General features: G+C 73.3%; 12 protein-coding genes. 3 read left to right on the forward strand and 9 right to left on the reverse strand.

All coding sequences use genetic code 11. The features are described 5' to 3' along the window. The first annotated feature begins 49 nt into the window (after positions 1 to 49). The gene (locus IEZ11_RS15070; RefSeq protein WP_229713026.1) at positions 50 to 1090 is read left to right on the forward strand and encodes a PucR family transcriptional regulator; all 1041 of its coding nucleotides are present in this window, start codon (positions 50 to 52) and stop codon (positions 1088 to 1090) included. Here the strand turns inward: IEZ11_RS15070 and IEZ11_RS15075 are convergent. The 4 genes from IEZ11_RS15075 to IEZ11_RS15090 form a co-directional block, all read right to left on the reverse strand. Further along, positions 1072 to 5844 (reverse strand): DNA repair ATPase, encoded by a 4773-nt coding sequence (locus tag IEZ11_RS15075; RefSeq protein ID WP_189263237.1) that lies wholly within the window; start codon positions 5842 to 5844, stop codon positions 1072 to 1074. The genes IEZ11_RS15070 and IEZ11_RS15075 overlap by 19 nt on opposite strands. A gap of 228 nt (positions 5845 to 6072) precedes the next feature. Further along, positions 6073 to 8100 carry an SPFH domain-containing protein gene (locus IEZ11_RS15080; RefSeq protein WP_189263238.1) on the reverse strand — a complete coding sequence of 676 codons (2028 nt, stop codon included), beginning with the start codon at positions 8098 to 8100 and terminating at the stop codon, positions 6073 to 6075. A gap of 98 nt (positions 8101 to 8198) precedes the next feature. Then, positions 8199 to 8909 (reverse strand): hypothetical protein, encoded by a 711-nt coding sequence (locus tag IEZ11_RS15085; RefSeq protein ID WP_189263239.1) that lies wholly within the window; start codon positions 8907 to 8909, stop codon positions 8199 to 8201. Positions 8910 to 9089: 180 nt separating this feature from the next. Further along, positions 9090 to 9674 (reverse strand): TerD family protein, encoded by a 585-nt coding sequence (locus IEZ11_RS15090; protein WP_189263240.1) that lies wholly within the window; start codon positions 9672 to 9674, stop codon positions 9090 to 9092. 240 nt (positions 9675 to 9914) lie between these two features. On the opposite strand from IEZ11_RS15090, the gene IEZ11_RS15095 reads away from it, so the two are divergent. Further along, on the forward strand, positions 9915 to 11198 hold the full coding sequence (locus tag IEZ11_RS15095; RefSeq protein WP_308426475.1) for a serine/threonine-protein kinase: 1284 nt from the start codon (positions 9915 to 9917) through the stop codon (positions 11196 to 11198). A gap of 371 nt (positions 11199 to 11569) precedes the next feature. Here IEZ11_RS15095 and IEZ11_RS15100 read toward each other — a convergent pair whose 3' ends face one another. Next, positions 11570 to 12559 carry an ion transporter gene (locus IEZ11_RS15100; RefSeq protein WP_189263241.1) on the reverse strand — a complete coding sequence of 330 codons (990 nt, stop codon included), beginning with the start codon at positions 12557 to 12559 and terminating at the stop codon, positions 11570 to 11572. A 111-nt stretch (positions 12560 to 12670) separates the two neighbouring features. Here IEZ11_RS15100 and IEZ11_RS15105 point away from each other — a divergent pair, with 111 nt between their 5' ends. Beyond that, positions 12671 to 12913 carry a Sec-independent protein translocase subunit TatA/TatB gene (locus IEZ11_RS15105; protein ID WP_373294904.1) on the forward strand — a complete coding sequence of 81 codons (243 nt, stop codon included), beginning with the start codon at positions 12671 to 12673 and terminating at the stop codon, positions 12911 to 12913. A gap of 30 nt (positions 12914 to 12943) precedes the next feature. Here IEZ11_RS15105 and IEZ11_RS15110 read toward each other — a convergent pair whose 3' ends face one another. The 4 genes from IEZ11_RS15110 to IEZ11_RS15125 all read right to left on the reverse strand — a co-directional run bounded on the left by IEZ11_RS15110 (position 12944) and on the right by IEZ11_RS15125 (position 16244). After that, positions 12944 to 13519 carry a TerD family protein gene (locus IEZ11_RS15110; RefSeq protein WP_189263242.1) on the reverse strand — a complete coding sequence of 192 codons (576 nt, stop codon included), beginning with the start codon at positions 13517 to 13519 and terminating at the stop codon, positions 12944 to 12946. 133 nt (positions 13520 to 13652) lie between these two features. After that, positions 13653 to 13931 carry a Sec-independent protein translocase subunit TatA gene (tatA, locus tag IEZ11_RS15115; protein ID WP_189263243.1) on the reverse strand — a complete coding sequence of 93 codons (279 nt, stop codon included), beginning with the start codon at positions 13929 to 13931 and terminating at the stop codon, positions 13653 to 13655. Between the two features lie 169 nt (positions 13932 to 14100). Continuing rightward, positions 14101 to 15822 carry an LCP family protein gene (locus tag IEZ11_RS15120; protein ID WP_189263244.1) on the reverse strand — a complete coding sequence of 574 codons (1722 nt, stop codon included), beginning with the start codon at positions 15820 to 15822 and terminating at the stop codon, positions 14101 to 14103. Between the two features lie 125 nt (positions 15823 to 15947). Next, positions 15948 to 16244 (reverse strand): hypothetical protein, encoded by a 297-nt coding sequence (locus tag IEZ11_RS15125; RefSeq protein ID WP_189263245.1) that lies wholly within the window; start codon positions 16242 to 16244, stop codon positions 15948 to 15950. Between the last annotated feature and the right edge of the window lie 33 nt (positions 16245 to 16277).

Genomic DNA, 16277 nt, shown 5'->3' on the forward strand with positions numbered 1-16277 from the left:
CGGTCGGGGGAGGACACGGGAGTTGGTTACGGGCAGAGCGGTCTCGGGGGTGCCCGTCTCATCGGGGGACGGTGCGTGGGCGCGGTTGCTGGAGGACGTGGGCAGGAGCGGACGACGGCTGCGGCGCGAGGAGTTGGAGTCCCTGCGCGAGTACGGCGACCGGGCCGCGGAGGAGGGGCGCGGGCTGGCCGAGCTGGTCGACGAGCGGCTGGCCGCGGCCGGCCGGGTCTGGGAGGGGCAGCCGGTGGACGCGGCGTCGATGGCGGCGCTGCGGGCGGCGGTGGCCGCGCTCGCCTCGGGACACGGCCGGGCCCACCGGGAACGGCTGCGGCGGGAGGAGACCGGGCGGCGGGAGTTCGTGGCGGACCTGCTGAGCAGCCGCAGTGATGTGGGGCGGCTGGCCGAGCACGCCGAGCGGTTCGGGCTGAATCTGGCGTGCGCGCATGTCGTCGCGGTCGCCGAGGGCGACGGCTACGACCTGGAGGACCCCCAGGTGCAGGCGCTGGAGCGGCAGTTGCTCGGCCGCTTCGGGGAGCAGGAGGTACTGCTGGCGGTGAAGCACGGGCGGCTGGTGTGCATCGTGCCGGCCGGCCCGGGTGAGGCCCCGGCGGTCAGGGCGTTCGCGGAGCTGACGCAGGGACGGCGGGTCGTCGTGGGCCGTCCGCACAGCGGTCCCGGTGGTGTCGTGCACTCCTACGAGGAGGCACGGAACGCGTTGGAGCAGGCGGCCCAGCTGGGGCTGGACGGGAAACTGCTGAACGCGGCCGATCTGCTGGTCCTGCCGGTGCTGCTGCGGGACCGGGAGGCCCTGGAGGAGTTGGTGCGGGGGGTGCTGGGTCCGTTGCGGAAGGCCCGTGGCGGGTCCCAGCTGCTGCTGGAGACCCTGACCGCCTACGCGGAGTCCCGCTATGTCGCGGCGGAGGCGGCCCGGCGGCTCGGGGTGAGTGTGCGTGCCCTGGCGTACCGCATCGCGCACATCGTCCGGCTGACCGGCCTGGATCCGGACGACGCGTTGCAGCGGTACACCCTGGAGACGGCGGTGTTCGGTGCGCGGCTGCTGGGGTGGCCGGATCAGCCGGCGGACCGGTAGGCGGCACACAACGAGCGCCAGCGGGCCGTCTGTTCGGGGGTGGCGCGGTCGCGGAGCCGGGCGAGTCCGATCAGGTTGGCCTCGGCGGCGCTGCCCAGGGTGTGGGCCTCGGCGAGATAGTGGTCGTCGAGCAGGGCCTCGACCTCGGAGTCGCTCTGGACCGGGTCGATCCGGGCGGCGAGCTGCGCCATGGTGCGGTAGGAGCCCTGGAGCAGGAACGGCGGTTCGACGCGGTCGGTGTCCGCCTGGGCGGCGGAGGCGATGTAGGCGCTGTTGACGGCCAGGACGGTCCGCTGGACGCGCCGCAGGTGGATGAGGGTGGCCAGGACGCGGTCCAGGTCCGGTACCGGGTGGGTGAGTTGGTCGGCCTGTGCCGCCGGGTCGCCGTCGGCGAGGGCGGCCAGCAGGGCGAGGTCGGCCGGGTCGGTCCCGGCGAGCGGGGCCAGCACCGGGTTGGCGGCGAGGGCGTTCTCCAGGAAGGAGAGGGCGAACAGGTCCTGGTGGCCGGTGAGCACCTCGCCGAGGTTCCAGACGTCGGCGCGGTTGGCGAGCATGTCGGGGATCTGGAAGCGCTGCCCGTTCGCGGTGTGCGGGTTTCCCGCGAGGCAGACGGCGAAGCGGCGCCCGCGCAGGTCGAAGCTGCGGGCCACGCCGTCGCTGACGGCCTCGACGCGGCGCTGCGCGTCGCACAGCGGGATGAACTTCTGGAGCAGTTCGGCCGAGACGTGCTGGATGTCGTCCACGTGCAGCAGGACGTTGCTGCCCGCCTCCAGGGCGAACACGATCTTCTCCACCTCGCGGCGGGCGGCCGCGTCGGGGGCCCGGTCGGGGTCGAGGGAGGTGGTGCCGGTGCCGAGCGCGGGGCCGTCGACGCGGACCATGAGCAGACCGAGGCGGTCGGCGACGTACTCCAGCAGGGTGGTCTTGCCGTAGCCGGGCGGGGAGAGGAGCAGCAGCAGGCCGCTGCGGTCGGCGGGGCCGGTGCTGTCGACGGTGCCGAGCTGCTTGGCCAGGTTGTCGCCGACCAGCGGGAGGAAGACCTGGTCGACGAGCTGGTTGCGGACGAAGCCGGCCAGCGGACGGGGGCGGTGGTCGTCCAGGCGCAGCCGGGCCCGTTCGGCGGTCAGGACGTCCGCGCGCCGGCGCTGGAAGGCCCGGAAGGCCGGGACTCGCTCCTCGCGGAACACCCTTGCCCGGTACGGCAGTTCGTCGATGCGCACGGTCAGCCGGCCGTCGCGGACGCGGGGGTGGGTGCCGAGGAGGCCGTCGACCGTCTCGCCGACGGGCGCGGTGATCTCGTAACGCGGCAGGCCGGGTGCGCACAGGTGCGCCACGGCCTCCGGCACGCCCTCGTCGTCGCCGCTCTTCACCTGGGCCGCCGCGTACGAGCCGAGCCAGGCGCCGGCGAGCTGGTGCCGTGCGGGCAGGTCGGTGCCGAGGGCGTCCAGGTCCGCGGTGAGAAGGGGGGCGGCGTCGGTGTGGCGGAAGCCGTCCAGGAGGGTGCGGGCGGCGATGCCGGTGGCGAATCCCTCGTGCGGGTCGGCGAGTTCCTCCTGGAGGTAGTCGCCCGCCCGGGGTAGCGACGGTAGTCCGAGGGCGGCGGTGAACTCGGCGACCGCGGCCGTGAGTTCGGCTGCCAGTTCGGAGGAGGCGGTGGTCGGGGCCGTGGCGTCGGGTCCGAAGTGGATGCGGGCCAGGGCCAGCGAGCGGGCCCGGCGCTGCCAGCCGGTCCGCTGGGCGCCGGTCGTGCCGTGGGCCCAGAACAGCTGGGCGGTCGCGCGCACCTCGGCGGGGTGCCGCAGCAGCCCCGCACCGGCCTGCAGCCGCAGCAGCGCGCCGAGGACGACGGCGGCGTCGTGGTCGTGGACGCCACGCTCGTACCCCTCGTCGTAGCCCCGCTCGGCCGCGCGGCGGACCTGGTCGAGCAGCGGTTCACCCGGTTCACCCGGTTCACCGGTGGCGGTGGCGGTGGCGGTGGACAGCAGCGAGGCGGCCAGGTACTCGGCGCGGTAGAGCGTCGGTGACTCGCTGACCAGGGGCTGGGTCCAGAACTCGCGGCCGGTGAGCAGCTCGGGGAGGTCGGCGGCCCGGCGGTAGCCGGTCCCGGTGACGACGAAGGCCAGACCGTCGTCGCCGTCCGGCTGGAGGGTGAGTTCGACCGGTTCGCGGCGGACGGCGAAGCGGTGGCGGCCCAGCCGGACGGTGGCACCGCCGTCCTCGGACAGGTCGGCGCGGTCGCGCAGCTCGCGCAGGGCAGTGCGGACGGCACCGAGCAGGCCGTCCTCCAGCTCCTGGGCGCGTACCCGGTCGTCGAGGCCGCGCAGTTCCCCGGCGGCGGCGCGGATGCGCAGCGCCATCGGGTCGGCGGCCCGCGCGGCGTGGATGTCGGCCGCCGAACCGAGCCCGGCCAGCCTGCGGCTCAGCGCCTGAAGGGCCCGCCGGGCGGAGGCGGCGACCCGGTCGGCGTGGGCGGCGGCCTCGTCCAGCAGGGTCTGGCGGCGGGCGGTGAACGCCTGCCGGATCTCCTCCCGGCGCACCGCCAGGCCGGCGGCGAGGTCCTCGGCCTCGGCGAACCGGGCCTCCAGCGCGTCCACCCGCAGCAGCAGGCGGGCGAGCTGGTCGTCGCAGACGGCCGGGGTGTCGGCGGCGGCCAGCGCGGCGGTCGTCGCCTGGGCGAGCAGCGCCGACTCCGCGGCATGCGCGGCGCGGTGCTCGGCGTCGAGCAGGGCGCGGCGGCGGGTCGTCAGCACCGCGCGGGCCCGGTTGACCGCCGCCAGGACCTCGCCGATGGCCAGCAGTACGGCCGTTCCGGCGCTCGGGTCGGCGTCGGCCGCGCCGGTGACCAGGTCGGTGACGGTGGCCAGGGCGTCCGCCTGGTCGGTGAGGCGGTCGGCGAGCCGTGCGGCCTCGGCGGCGGTGGCGATCGAGGCGGCTTCCCCGGCGGCGAGCTGTGCGGCGGCGAGGGGGGCGGCGAAGGCGTCGGGGCCGGCGAAGAAGGCGAAGGCGCGTTCGGTCGCCGCCGTGAGTTCGGCGGCCAGGTCCGCCTCGACCCGGTCCAGGGCGGCCAGGTCGAGCTGGGGCAGTTCGCGCAGGGTGCGGGTACGGCCCTGGGCCCGGCGCAGTTCGGCGAGCAGGACGGTCCAGGCGTCCGCGTCGGCGGGCGGTTCGCCGTGCGAGCGGCGGACCAGCGCGGCGGCCTCCGTACGCGCCTGCTCCAGCGACTGCGCCGCACGGGCGGCGAGTTGCCGGATCCTGGCCTGCTCGGCGGCCAACTGCTCGGCGGCGGAGCGCAGTTCGGTGAGCGGTTCGAGCAGGCCGGTGTCGGCCAGCCAGTAGTGGCGGTCCGTCGCCTTGGCGCAGGCGTCGAGGATCAGTTCCGGGGAGGCGGTCGCCCGGTTCTCGCGTGCGGCGGCGGTCGCGCCGCGGACCACGTCGAGGCAGTCGGCGATGCCCGCGACCAGGTCGGCGTTGCCGATCCGGGCCAGCGGGCCGTCCCCGACCGGCTGGGCGGCGGCGTGCTCGGCGGACTGGAAAGGGGTGCGCCAGAGCTGGAGTTCGTGTGTGCGCACGGGCTCGTGGTCCGGTCTGAGCAGGGCCAGGGTGCCGTCCGGCAGCAGGGCGTAGGCCGCGCCGTGCAGGGCGCTCGCGGCCTCGCGGCGGACGGTGTTCCACGGCAGCAGCAGGACCTGGGCGCGGTCCGGCCGGCGCAGGACGTAGAGCAGGTCCTCGCCGTTGGGCGAGGGGAGCACCGCGTCGAAGCGCAGCTCGTCCACGGCGGATCCGTCGGCCGCGGCACCGGCACCCGCGTCGGCCAGGCCGCTGCCGCCGATACGGAAGGCCCGGTGGCTCCCGTCGGCCAGCTCGTAGCCGCCGGGGAAGATCAGCCCCTGTTCGGCCGGCAGCAGTCTGGCCCCGCGGCCGAGCGAGTCCTGCCGGCGCACCGAACCGGTACGGGTGTTGACGACCAGGTAGCGGTCCGCCGGTTCGTTGTAGGGGCGGATCCGCAGGAGCAGCAGGGGTCCGGTCGCCGCGTAGGCGACGGTGGCGTCGGCCAGGCTCTGCAGCGGCTCGTCGACCGGCTCCCGGAACAGCGGCCGGTCGCCGGGGTGTGCCCGGACGGTGAGGCTGCCGCCGGTGGTGGCGACCGAGACCGCGCCCTCGCCGCCCTCGATCAGGATCCTGCCGTCCGCGTGGTACTCGCGTCCGGTCGTCGTCCACGGCAGCTCGAAGGCGGGCGGCTGCGGCAGGTCGCGCTCGCCGTGGTTGCCCAGGTACTCGACCCGGGCCTCCCCCAGCTGCCAGCTCAGGACCCGCAGATCGCCCTCGTTCTCGCCGGTGCGGAACACGGCGAGCAGCCGCCCCGACGCCGTACGCCTCAGGTCGGTGAGGCGCGCGTCGCGGTAGTAGCGCAGCAGTTCGGCCAGGTCGCGGTGGAACCGTTCGTCGTCGAGCAGGCCGGGGACCTTCTCGGGTCCGAGGGCCGAGCCGTCCGGGGTGTGCAGCGACAGCAGGCCCGCGTCGAGGCCGGGCGCCGAGGTGCCCAGGAGCAGGACGTCGGGCCGTACCGCGACCACGCCGCACGCGGTGCCCTCGCCGCCGGTGCGGGGGCGGGCCGAGGCCGCCAGCTCCAGGGTGCGGGAGCCGAAGGCGTCCTGCCGACGGGCGTTCAGGTCGGCGGCCCGGCGGCCGAGTTCCGCGGCGCGGTCGGCGAGCCGTTGCCGCAGGATCTGGTAGGTGCCGTCCTCGACGCCCATGGTTGCTTTCCGTTCCTTCTGGGCACGTTGCGCCCTCGGTCGTCCGCGGCACCGTCGTGGCTGGTCGCGCAGTTCCCCGCGCCCCTTCGGGGGCGCCTTCGTCATCGCGCTGTCCGGCTGGACCGTCGGCGCGTCGTGCCGTCGTTCGTCCGCCGCGCCGTCGTAGCTGGTCGCGCAGTTCCCCGCGCCCCTTCGGGGGCGCTTCTTCGGGGGCGCCTCCTCGGGGTGTTACTTGGTGGTGCCGTTGGCGAGTTGTGTCGGGTCGGTCGTGAGGGTGTTGTCGGGTGTCTGGTCGCCGAGCAGCTTGAGCAGCAGGGCCAGGTTCCACGGGCCGCCGGCCGCCAGCGAGCGCAGCACTTCCGTCGCGTCGCCGCTGAAGCTCTTCTCGCCGCTGAGCCAGTCCGACCCGAGGGCCTGCACCGTCTCCGAGCCCTGTACCGCGCCGTCGATGGCCTTGCCGAAGGAGACCGCGCCGACCAGCCGCTCCAGGAACACGCTGTCGCCGCCGACGATGTCGATGTCCGCGCTCTCCAGTCCGGCGGCCAGTACCGCGGCCTGGGCCTCGGCCACCTTGCTCTGGACCTCCAGCGCGGCCATCCGGACCTCCTTGTCCGCGGCCAGGCGCAGCCGGAACTCCTCGTGGGTGCGGGACACCTCGTCCAGCGCGGCCATCGCCGCCGCCTTCTCCTTGAGACCGGCGGCCTCGCCGAGGAGCCGTTCCCGGATGCCGGCCGCCTCCGCGTTCGCCTTGCTCTCCGCGACCGCCGCCTCGGCGAACCCGACCTTCTGGACGGCGTCCGCCTTCTCCTTCAGGCCCGCGGCCTCGCCCTCAAGGCGGGCCCGCACACCGGCCGCCTCGGCCATCGCCTGCCGTTCCGCCACCTCGGCCTGGGCCAGCCCGGCCGCCCCGGCCAGGGCGCGCTCGCCCTCCGCCCGGCGCACGTTGGCGGCGGCCTCCAGCTCCGCGCGCTTCTGCCCGGCCTCGGCCAGCACCAGCTGCTCCTTGGCCCGCAGGTGCGCGGCCTGCTCGGCGGCCTCGGCCGCCTTGATGTCCTTGACCAGTTGTTCCTGCGCCTCCGCCTCGGCGGCGATGATCACCGTCTGCCGGGTGCGCTCGGCCTCCTGGACGACCCGGACCCGCTTGATCTCCTCCTCCTGCTCCGCGACCGTGCGGTCCACCGCGATCCGCTCGCGCACCACGTCGGCCACGCTCCGGCGCTCCACCTCGACCTGCTTCTCCTTCTCCGCCCTGGCGAGCTCGACCTCCCGCTCCCGGTTGACGACCTCCAGCAACCGGTCCTTCTCGATGCGCTCGCTCTCCACCGCGAGGACGCGCTCCCGGTTCTTCTCGGCGACCGCGATCTCCCGCACCTGGTTCTCCCGCTGGACGCCGAGGAGTTCCTCGGTCCGCAGCAGCGCGCTGTGCGCCTTGAGCCGCTCCTCCTCCTGGACCTGCGCGGTGGCCGCCTCCTCCTGCGCCCGCAGGGTCTCGATGCCCTTGCGCTGCCGGATCTCCGCCTCCGCGCGCCGCCGTTCCAGCTCCAGCACGGCCTCGCGGGCGTCCACGTTCTGGCGGGTGATCTCCATCTCCTCGTTGCGCTGGAAGTCGTTGGTGCGGATGTGCTCCAGCGCGGTCAGTTCGGTGATCTTCCGGATGCCCTGGGCGTCCAGGATGTTGGACGCGTCGAGCTGTCCCAGCGGGGTCTGTTCGAGGTGGTCGATCGCGGCGTCCTCCAGGTGGTAGCCGTTCAGGTCGGTGCCGATGGCCGCGACGATGCGGTCCCTGAACTCCTCGCGCTTGGTGTAGAGGTCGGCGAAGTCGAGCTGCTTGCCCACCGTCCGCAGCGCCTCGGCGAACTTCGCGCTGAACAGGTTCTGGAGGGTGTCCTGATGGCTGGCCCGCTCGGTGCCGATCGCCTGGGCGACCTTGACGACGTCCTCGACCGTCTTGTTGACCCGGACGAAGAACGTGATCTGGATGTCGGCGCGGATGTTGTCCTTGCAGATCATGCCCTCGCGGCCGGTGCGGGAGATCTCGATGGTCTTCACCGAGATGTCCATGACCTCCGCCCGGTGCAGCATCGGCAGCACCAGGGCTCCGGTGAAGGTGACGTCGACGCTCTTGGGCCGGGAGACGATCAGCGCCTCGCCCTGGACGACCTTGCGGAACAGCCGGCCGAAGAGCAGCAGCGTGCCCAGGCCGATGAGAAGCAGGACGGCGACCAGCACGCCGATTCCGATGGTGACGACAGACATGGCTGTTCCCTTGGACGACCTTGCCGTGGATGGATGAGAGAACGACGGGCGTACCGGACGCCCGGACGAACGACGGGGGTGACGGGGGTGCGGTCGCGTCAGCCGGAGGCCGGCACCGCGGGCATGACCCAGAAGTACTCGCCCGTGTCGTCGTAGTCGTAGATGAGCGCCGACGCTCCGGCGCGGAGCACACCGCCCGGCCCGGCCGCGTCGTCGAGGCTCTGCCGGACCTGTACGACCGCGGAGGAGCCGTCGGCCGCACGGACCTCGGCCTGGCCGAAGTCGGGGCCCACCCGTCCGGTGCGGATCACGCAGCCCAGACCGACGAAGTCACGGCGCGACGGTGGCGGGGCGGGGGCCGGCATCAGCCGCCGCAGCGGCCATGCCAGCACCCGCGCCCCCGCCCACCCGCCGACCAGGGCGGCCGGCAGCAGGACTCCCCCGTGGCCGCCGCCGAACACCACCCGGCCGCTGAGTGCGCTGAACCAGGCGAAGGCGACCACCAGCGACACCGCCACGGTGATCGGCACCCCGCCGAGTCCCAGCACCTTCTGCAGTCCCCCGTGGCCGTGGCGCCCCCCGCCGCGCCCGTGCCCCTGACCGTGCCCATGGCCATGACCGTGGCCGTGCCCATGGCCATGACCGTGGCCGTGGCCGTGGCCGTGGCCGTGGCCGTGATGTCCTCCGCGCGCCCCGTGGAAGTGGGCTCCCCCCAGGAGCACCAGCAGCCAGTAGACCGCCACCACGACGAGCGCGAAGGTGAAGGCCACAGTCGGAAACGCCGTGACCGCCCCCAGAAAGTCCCCCACTGCCCTCGCCCGCCTCTACAGATCCCCCGGCGGCCACGCTCCGTGTGCCGCATGGGCAAGGGTGACACCGCGACGACGGCCGCGCAGTGCATGATCCCGGAAGTCTCGGCGGCCCCTTCACGTCCCGGTTCAGCTCACACGGCCTGCCGGCGGGCCCCCAGGTGAGAGCGGGTAGGCGTCCTACTTGCTGACGGCGAAGCGCATCAGGGCGTGCTCGTCGCCCTGCTTGATCTTTCCCGTCAGGTTGATCACCTCCAGCTTCCAGCTCGCGCCGACCCGCACCGCCTTGGCCACGGCGCAGCCGTTGTCCTGGGAGAGCAGGCTCGGCCATATGTCGGCGACCTGCTGGGAGCTGCCCCCGGTGGCGTCGTAGACCTTGAAGCTGATGTTGCGTGCCTTCTGGAAGGAGCTGCCCTTCTTGTAGGCCGCGGCGATGAACACGATCGACGTGACGTTGGGCGGGATCCGGGCGAACTCGACGGTCACCGTCTCGTCGTCGCCCTCCCCGCGCCCGGACTGGTTGTCACCGCTGTGGACCAGGGAGCCGTTCCCCATCGGGTCGAGGGAGTCCAGACCCGCGAGGCGTACCGGCTCCCCGCCCTGCATGGCGATGGCGATCAGGTCGAGGTCGGTGCCCGACTTGCGGCGGAGCACACCCATCACACCGCCGGTGCTGCCGGAGGTGGGGTCCCAGGACACCCCGATGGACAGGTGGGTCACTCCGTCCAGGTCCGCGGGACCGTCTTCCTTGGTGAGCGTGATCATGTGTGGGCCTTCCTCTCCTCGGGATACACAACACGCAGAGTCTGCCTGGCCACCTCGCGGTTCCCCGAGACGGGTCCCCACGGCGACACCCGTGACGACGACCGGGCGGAGCCAGTCGGTCCTTCATGGCCGACGGCCGTCGTCCCGCCAGTAAGGTGGGGAGGCCGCGGCATCGCCATCAACATCCCTTCACACAGGGGAACATGGCCGACAGCGGTCGAATCGTCATACTGCGTGAGGATGAAGCAACAGGTGCTGATAGCGGGCCGGTACCGGCTGATGACCGCCATCGGGCGAGGCGCGATGGGCGAGGTCTGGCGGGCGTACGACGAGATGCTCGGCCACCCCGTGGCGGTCAAGCTCCTGCTCGCCCAGAACTCCGACCCCACCGCCGCCGCCCGCTTCCGTCTGGAGGCCCAGACCGCGGGCCGGCTCCGCCACCCCCATGTGGTCGGCGTCGTCGACTTCGGCGAGCAGGAGGGCCGGCTGTTCCTGGTCATGGAGCTGGTCGAGGGCGACAGTCTGCACCGGGTGCTCGCCCAGGCGGGGTCCCTGCCCGCCGAGGAGGTCGCCCGTATCGCCGCCCAGGCGGCCGCCGGACTCGCCGACGCGCACGAACAGGGCATCGTGCACCGGGACATCAAGCCCGGCAACCTCCTCCTCGACGCCGTCGGGTCCGTGAAGATCGGTGACTTCGGCATCGCGCGCTTCATGGACGACCCGGGGGGTGCGCTCACCGCGACCGGGCAGATCGTCGGGACCAGCCTGTACATCGCCCCCGAACGCGCCCTCGGCAAGCCGGCCGGACCGCCGTCCGACGTCTACTCGCTCGGCTGCGTGCTCTACCAGCTGCTCACCGGCCGCACGCCGTTCAACGCCGACAGCCCCATCGCCGTCCTCCACCACCATCTCGACACGCCCCCCGTGCCGCCGCGGCAGCTGGGCGTCGCGCTGCCGCCGGCCTTCGAGAACTACCTGCTCGGTCTGCTCGCCAAGCGGCCCGAGGACCGCCCGACGGCGCGTCAGGCGGCCGAGTGGTTCGGCGCGGGTGCCTGGCGCGGGCGTCCCGAGCCGCTCCCGGCGCCCGCACCGCGCCCCGGGCCGGAGCCGCGGGCGACCGTCCTGGGCGCACCCACCGGGACCCGGTCCGGAACGAACGCGGCCCCGGGCTCCGTGACCACGTACGCCTTCCCGTCGGCCGGCGGTCCCGGCACCGGCGCGGCCCACCGGACCCGGCGCCGTCAGCGGGCGGGAACCGGCTCCGGCACCGCACGCCGGACGAGGACGGTGACCGCCATCGCCGCCGTGGTGATCTTCCTCGGGGCGCTGCTGCTCGGCATCGCCTGGTTCTCCCCCGACCACAGTTCGGCCGACACCCCGCCGACGAACTCGGCCACGCCGTCGGCCGTGACCCCTCCGCCGACCGGCGGCGCCGAGCCCCGGATCGGCAAGGACGACGACCCGGCCGGGCGGAAGGACCCCCGGAAGGGGAAGAGCAAGCACACCGCCGACGACGAGGGCTGAGCCGCCCCGCCGCCCTGGACGGGCCGCGTGCGGGCCACGTGCGGGTCGCACCCCGTGCCCCCGGAGACGACGGCGACCGGCGTGCGGATGATCAGCCGGACCGGAAGACCGGAACCGGGTGCGTCGCCGTCAGCCGGCCGCCTGCCGCGGAACCGCTCGCCCGGACCACGCCGCCGTGGAGGCGGGCCCGCCACGGATCCGGCCGGACGACACCAGAGGCGCGGTGCTCAGGAGCGGAGCGGGACCGGGAAACCGGGACCGGGTGCGTCGCCGTCAGCCGGCCGCCTGCCGCGGAACCGCTCGCTCGGACCACGCCGCCGTGGAGGCGGGCCCGCCACGGATCCGGCCGGACGACGCCAGAGGCGCGGTGCTCAGGAACGGAGCGGCACCGGCGCGGCCTCGCCGTCCGGGGCGCCGTCCGGGGCGCCGTCCGGGGCGCCGTCCGGAGCGCCGTCCGGAGCGGCGTCCGGGGTCGTGCTCTGGAGGAGGCCGCGTTCGAGGTCGTCCAGGGCTCGGCGGGCCGCGGTGATCCTGGTGAGCAGCAGGAGCCGGTCCGCGGGCCCCTCGGCCGGGCCGGCCGGCTCGTCCGCCGCTTCCTCCCGTTCCATCTCCCGGGCCTCGTCGAGGGACGTGATGACCACGCCGATCAGGACGTTGACGAGGACGAAGGAGGCGATCAGCACGTACGAGGCGTAGTAGGCGAGGCTCCAGCGGGAGACCTCCAGACCGGCGTGGACCGCGTCGCCTATGCCGTCGAGGGTCATGAGGAGGAAGAGTGTGAGGACCGCGCGGCCGATGGAGCCGTAGTGCCCGGGGTCGTGGCGGCCGAAGAAGACCCAGCCGACCATGGCGTACACGTACAGCAGCAGGGCGCCCACCAGCAGGAAGCTGAGCGTGCCGGGGAGGCTGCGGGCGACGGCGGTCAGCACGATCCGCAGCTGCGGCAGGAAGCGGGCGGTGCGCAGCACCCTGGCCAGCCGCAGCAGGCGCAGCACGGTGGTGTTCTCACGGACGACCGGCAGGAAGGCGCACAGGACCACGGCGAGGTCGAAGAGGTTCCACGGGTCCCTGAGGAAGTCCCGGGGGCGGTCGGCGTGCGCGCCCAGGCGCAGCAGGATCTCGACGGTGAACACGGCCAGGCAGCCGTGCTCGGCCAGCCGTAACCAGCGGTGCCACTCCTCGACCAGTCCGGAGTAGGTCTCCAGGCCGAGGAGGGCCGCGTTGAGGAGGATCACGGCGAAGACGGTCAGGGCGAACCAGCGGGCCTCCGTCACATCGCGGCAGCGCCGTGCCAGCTCCCGCCGGTCCGGCCAGGGCTTGGTCTGGGCCGTCTGGGCCGTCTGGTCCTGCTGGTCCGGCATGCTGCTGCCCTTGCCCCTCGGTTCGTACGGCGTTCCCGGCCGCCCCGGGCGGGGGGCGGGCTTGCCGCGTGATCACCTTCCAGGGAAACTTCTACAGCACTGTAGATCGAAATGCGGAGGGCAGACCTGATGTTCGGCCTGAGTGAGCTGGCCCTGATCCTCGTCGTCGCCGTCGCGGTCCTCGGCGCCAGGAAGCTGCCCGGACTGGTGCGTTCGGCGGGCAAGGCGACCCGGATCTTCAAGAGCGAGGCCAGGGCACTCCGGGAGCAGGACGCGCCGGACGCGCCGGCGTCCGGTTCCGACCGCGTGATCCCGGGCACCGTGGTCGGCCGGGACGGAACGCCCCGGCCCTGAGGCGGAGGGGGAGGGGGCCGGGGCCTGTTCTCAGACGTTGACGCCGAAGTCCTGGGCGATGCCGCGCAGGCCGGACGCGTAGCCCTGGCCGACCGCGCGGAACTTCCACTCGCCGCCGTGGCGGTACAGCTCGCCGAAGACCATCGCCGTCTCCGACGAGGCGTCCTCGGAGAGGTCGTAGCGGGCGATCTCGGCGCCGCCGGACTGGTTGACCACGCGGATGAAGGCGTTGCGCACCTGTCCGAAGCTCTGCCCGCGGGCGTCCGCGTCGTGGATCGAGACCGGGAACACGATCTTCGCGATGGCGGCCGGCACGGAGGCGAGGTCCACCTTGATGGACTCGTCGTCGCCCTCGCCCTCACCGGTGAGGTTGTCCCCGGTGTGCTCGACCGAACCGTCCGGGCTGGTGAGGTTGTTGTAGAAGACGAAGTGCAGGTCGGAGGCGACCTTGCCCGACGCGTCCAGCAGCAGTGCCGACGCGTCCAGGTCGTAGTCCGCGCCGGTCGTGGTGCGCACGTCCCAGCCGAGGCCGATCAGCACCGCGCTCAGGCCCGGCGCCTCCTTGCTCAGCGAGACGTTGCCACCCTTGGCCAGGGAGATTCCCATGGCTCGTCCTCCCCACTGCGGGTATCCGTCCGGTCACCGGTCCCCACGCGGACCCGACCACCACGGTTCCCGTACTTGCGCAAATCCTGAAGCATCAGGAGGACGCCCGCGACCCGGCAAGCCCCCGACCGGCTCAGCGGGCGGCGCTCTCCTCGGAGACCGGGCGGGCCGAGGCCGGGTCGCCCGGGGCGGACTGGATGACCCGCGCGGCGGGCTCCTGGGGCGCGGACTCGGCGGGAGCGGCGGGCTGCGGGGCGCCGTCGTCCTTCATCGCCTTGGCCTCGCTCTTGAGGATCCGCATCGACTTACCGAGGCCACGGGCGGCTTCCGGCAGCTTCTTCGACCCGAACAGCAGGATGATGACGATCGCGACGACCAGCAGGTGCCACGGTTCCAGTCCGTTGCGGAGCATCCCGCCCACCCTTTCCACACGCCGGGCAGCGATACCCGCGGATTGTGCCGCGCTCGCTGCCATGATTGCTACATTGCGCAACTGTACAACCCGAGCCGCAGGACGCCAGCCCCCTCGCCCGGATTCCGCCACCGCGGTCCGGTTCCGCCACCGCGGTCCGGTGCGCGCCCTACTTGTCGGAGTCGGGCGTGCCGGTCGCCGCCGCGTACGCCTGGGCCGGTGTCATGGGAACCCCGTTGAGGCTGACGGTCTTGTACTGGCTGACCTTGGCGCAGGTCTTGGAGTCGTCGGCGGTGGAGGCGTTGGCGTTGGCGGTCGCGGCCTTGGCGTCGGCGGAGGCCGACGGGTAGCTGGTGCCGGTCGTCCAGTCGCCGCCGATCACCAGGGTCACGCCGGTCCCGGTGCCCGCCTTGAGGTGCGAGCTCGGCAGGTCGAGGGCCTTGGCGACGGTCTGTGCCTCGGCCTTGTCACCGCTGCCGTAGGTCAGGGTGGTGGTGGTCGCGGAGCTCGGGGCGTTGCCCGTGGTCGTACCGGAGCTGAAGCCGTGGTTGACCAGCGCCGTCGCGATGGCGGAGGCGCGGCCCGTGACGGTGGTGCCGTTCTCGACGGTCACGGCGATCTGGGCCGCGGGGACGGTCGCGGTGGCCGTCGGCTTCGCGCTCGCGGTCGCCGAGGCGGCGGCGGACTTCTTGCCCGAACCGGTGGTCAGCGACTGGTCGTCGGCGATGGTGGCGAACAGCTCCTTGGCGCCCTCGCCCACCACCACCCGGTTGCTGTTCTGCGGATCGGGCGCGGTCTGCATGGTGGTGAACGTCATCCGCTTGGTGGGGACCTTGTTCACGTCGTCCGCCAGGGCGACCAGCTTCTTGATGCTGCCGAGGCCGTCGTCCACGGTCAGCGCCTTGGTGGCGGCGTCGGCGAGGCTGTAGACGGCGGTGGGGTCGGTGAGCGTGCCCGCGCTCTTGAACTTGCGGATCATCGCGCTCAGGAAGATGTGCTGGGAGACGGTACGGCCGAGGTCGCTGCCGTCGCCGAAGCCGTGCCGGGAGCGGACGAACTCCAGCGCGGCCTGCCCCTTGAGGGTGTGACTGCCCTTGGACAGCTTCAGGTGCGAGTAGGTGTCGTAGACGTTGCTGTTGACGCAGACGGAGACGCCGCCGACCGCGTCGGACATCTTGACCACGCCGGAGAAGTCCAGCTTCACGAAGTGGTCGATGGGGATGCCGGTGAGCTGGTGGACGGTGGCGACCTGACAGGCCGGTCCGTACTGGAGGGCGCTGTTGATCTGGCCGTAGTAGCCCGACGTGGCGGTGTTGTTCTCGGTGTTCTTGCAGGCGGGGACGTCGACCATGGTGTCGCGGGGGATGCTCATGACCGTCGCGTTGGAGCGGTCCGCGGATATGTGGACGACCATCTCCACGTCCGCGTTGCCGTACCCGCTCTGCACGCCGGTCTGGGAGCAGCCGCCGCCGAGCTTGCAGTCGGTCTTGCTGGTCCGCGCGTCCGAGCCCATCACCAGGATGTTGATCGGCGTCCGGCCGAACGCGTCGGCCTTCTCGGTGCCGCCCTTGCCGTCGAGCGGGACACTGACGATGTTGCCGTTGAGGTGCTGGTAGAACCACCAGCCGGCCCCGGCGGTGACCACCATCAGGAGCGCCAGGGAGATCCCGGCGATCTTCAGGAACCGCCGGCCGCGGCCCGCCGGTCTGGCCCGCCGGGCCCCTCTGCCGCCCTGGTTCCTGGCCGCCTGCCGGGCGGCCGCACGCCCGCCGGCCGGGCGCGTCTCGTCGGCCGGGCGCGTCTCGTCGGCCGCGGGCATCCGCTGTCCGGGCACCCGGTCGCTACGACTGCGCGTGGCCTGCCCGGCCGGGCCGCCCCAGGGGTCGCTCATTCCCACTCCCACGAAGAAACGGTCGGGCACCGGGGTGCGTGGCTGCGAAATCTAACAAAGCCATGGCCCAAGCAGCACAGATCCTCATGCAATTCACAGCAGGAGATCTCTCGCACGCCGCGGCCTCAGTCCCCGGTCCGCCCGTACCGGGCGACGATCCAGGCGGCGCCGTGCTCGGCCAGCGCCCGCCGCCGTCCCCGACGCGAACGCCGCACACCCGCGGCGCGGGGCGGGGGCCGGTCCGGCGTGTCCGCCAGCGCGGCGAGCCTGCGCGCGGCCCGGCCCAGCTCGGCCTGTAATCGTCGGCGGCGGTCCGCGGTACCCGCCCTCAGCAGCGCCGTGTAGAGCCCCTCGACCTCGGCCATCGCGGCACCGATCCGCAGATTCGCCTCACGCGTCGGCCGTCTCTCCCCGCCTGGCATGCCTGCTCACCCTCCCCCGGACCGGGACCGTCC

The organism is Streptomyces fuscichromogenes, from assembly GCF_014645815.1.
GTDB classification, from domain to species: domain Bacteria; phylum Actinomycetota; class Actinomycetes; order Streptomycetales; family Streptomycetaceae; genus Streptomyces; species Streptomyces fuscichromogenes.

Coding starts and splice junctions, on each gene's coding strand:
- IEZ11_RS15125 (WP_189263245.1), bottom strand. CDS start 16,244: ATGCCAGGCGGGGAGAGACGGCCGACGCGTGAGGCGAATCTGCGGATC.
- tatA (WP_189263243.1), bottom strand. CDS start 13,931: ATGCTCCGCAACGGACTGGAACCGTGGCACCTGCTGGTCGTCGCGATC.
- IEZ11_RS15080 (WP_189263238.1), bottom strand. CDS start 8,100: ATGTCTGTCGTCACCATCGGAATCGGCGTGCTGGTCGCCGTCCTGCTT.
- IEZ11_RS15105 (WP_373294904.1), top strand. CDS start 12,671: ATGCGGAGGGCAGACCTGATGTTCGGCCTGAGTGAGCTGGCCCTGATC.
- IEZ11_RS15120 (WP_189263244.1), bottom strand. CDS start 15,822: ATGAGCGACCCCTGGGGCGGCCCGGCCGGGCAGGCCACGCGCAGTCGT.
- IEZ11_RS15100 (WP_189263241.1), bottom strand. CDS start 12,559: ATGCCGGACCAGCAGGACCAGACGGCCCAGACGGCCCAGACCAAGCCC.
- IEZ11_RS15090 (WP_189263240.1), bottom strand. CDS start 9,674: ATGATCACGCTCACCAAGGAAGACGGTCCCGCGGACCTGGACGGAGTG.
- IEZ11_RS15110 (WP_189263242.1), bottom strand. CDS start 13,519: ATGGGAATCTCCCTGGCCAAGGGTGGCAACGTCTCGCTGAGCAAGGAG.
- IEZ11_RS15095 (WP_308426475.1), top strand. CDS start 9,915: ATGAAGCAACAGGTGCTGATAGCGGGCCGGTACCGGCTGATGACCGCC.
- IEZ11_RS15075 (WP_189263237.1), bottom strand. CDS start 5,844: ATGGGCGTCGAGGACGGCACCTACCAGATCCTGCGGCAACGGCTCGCC.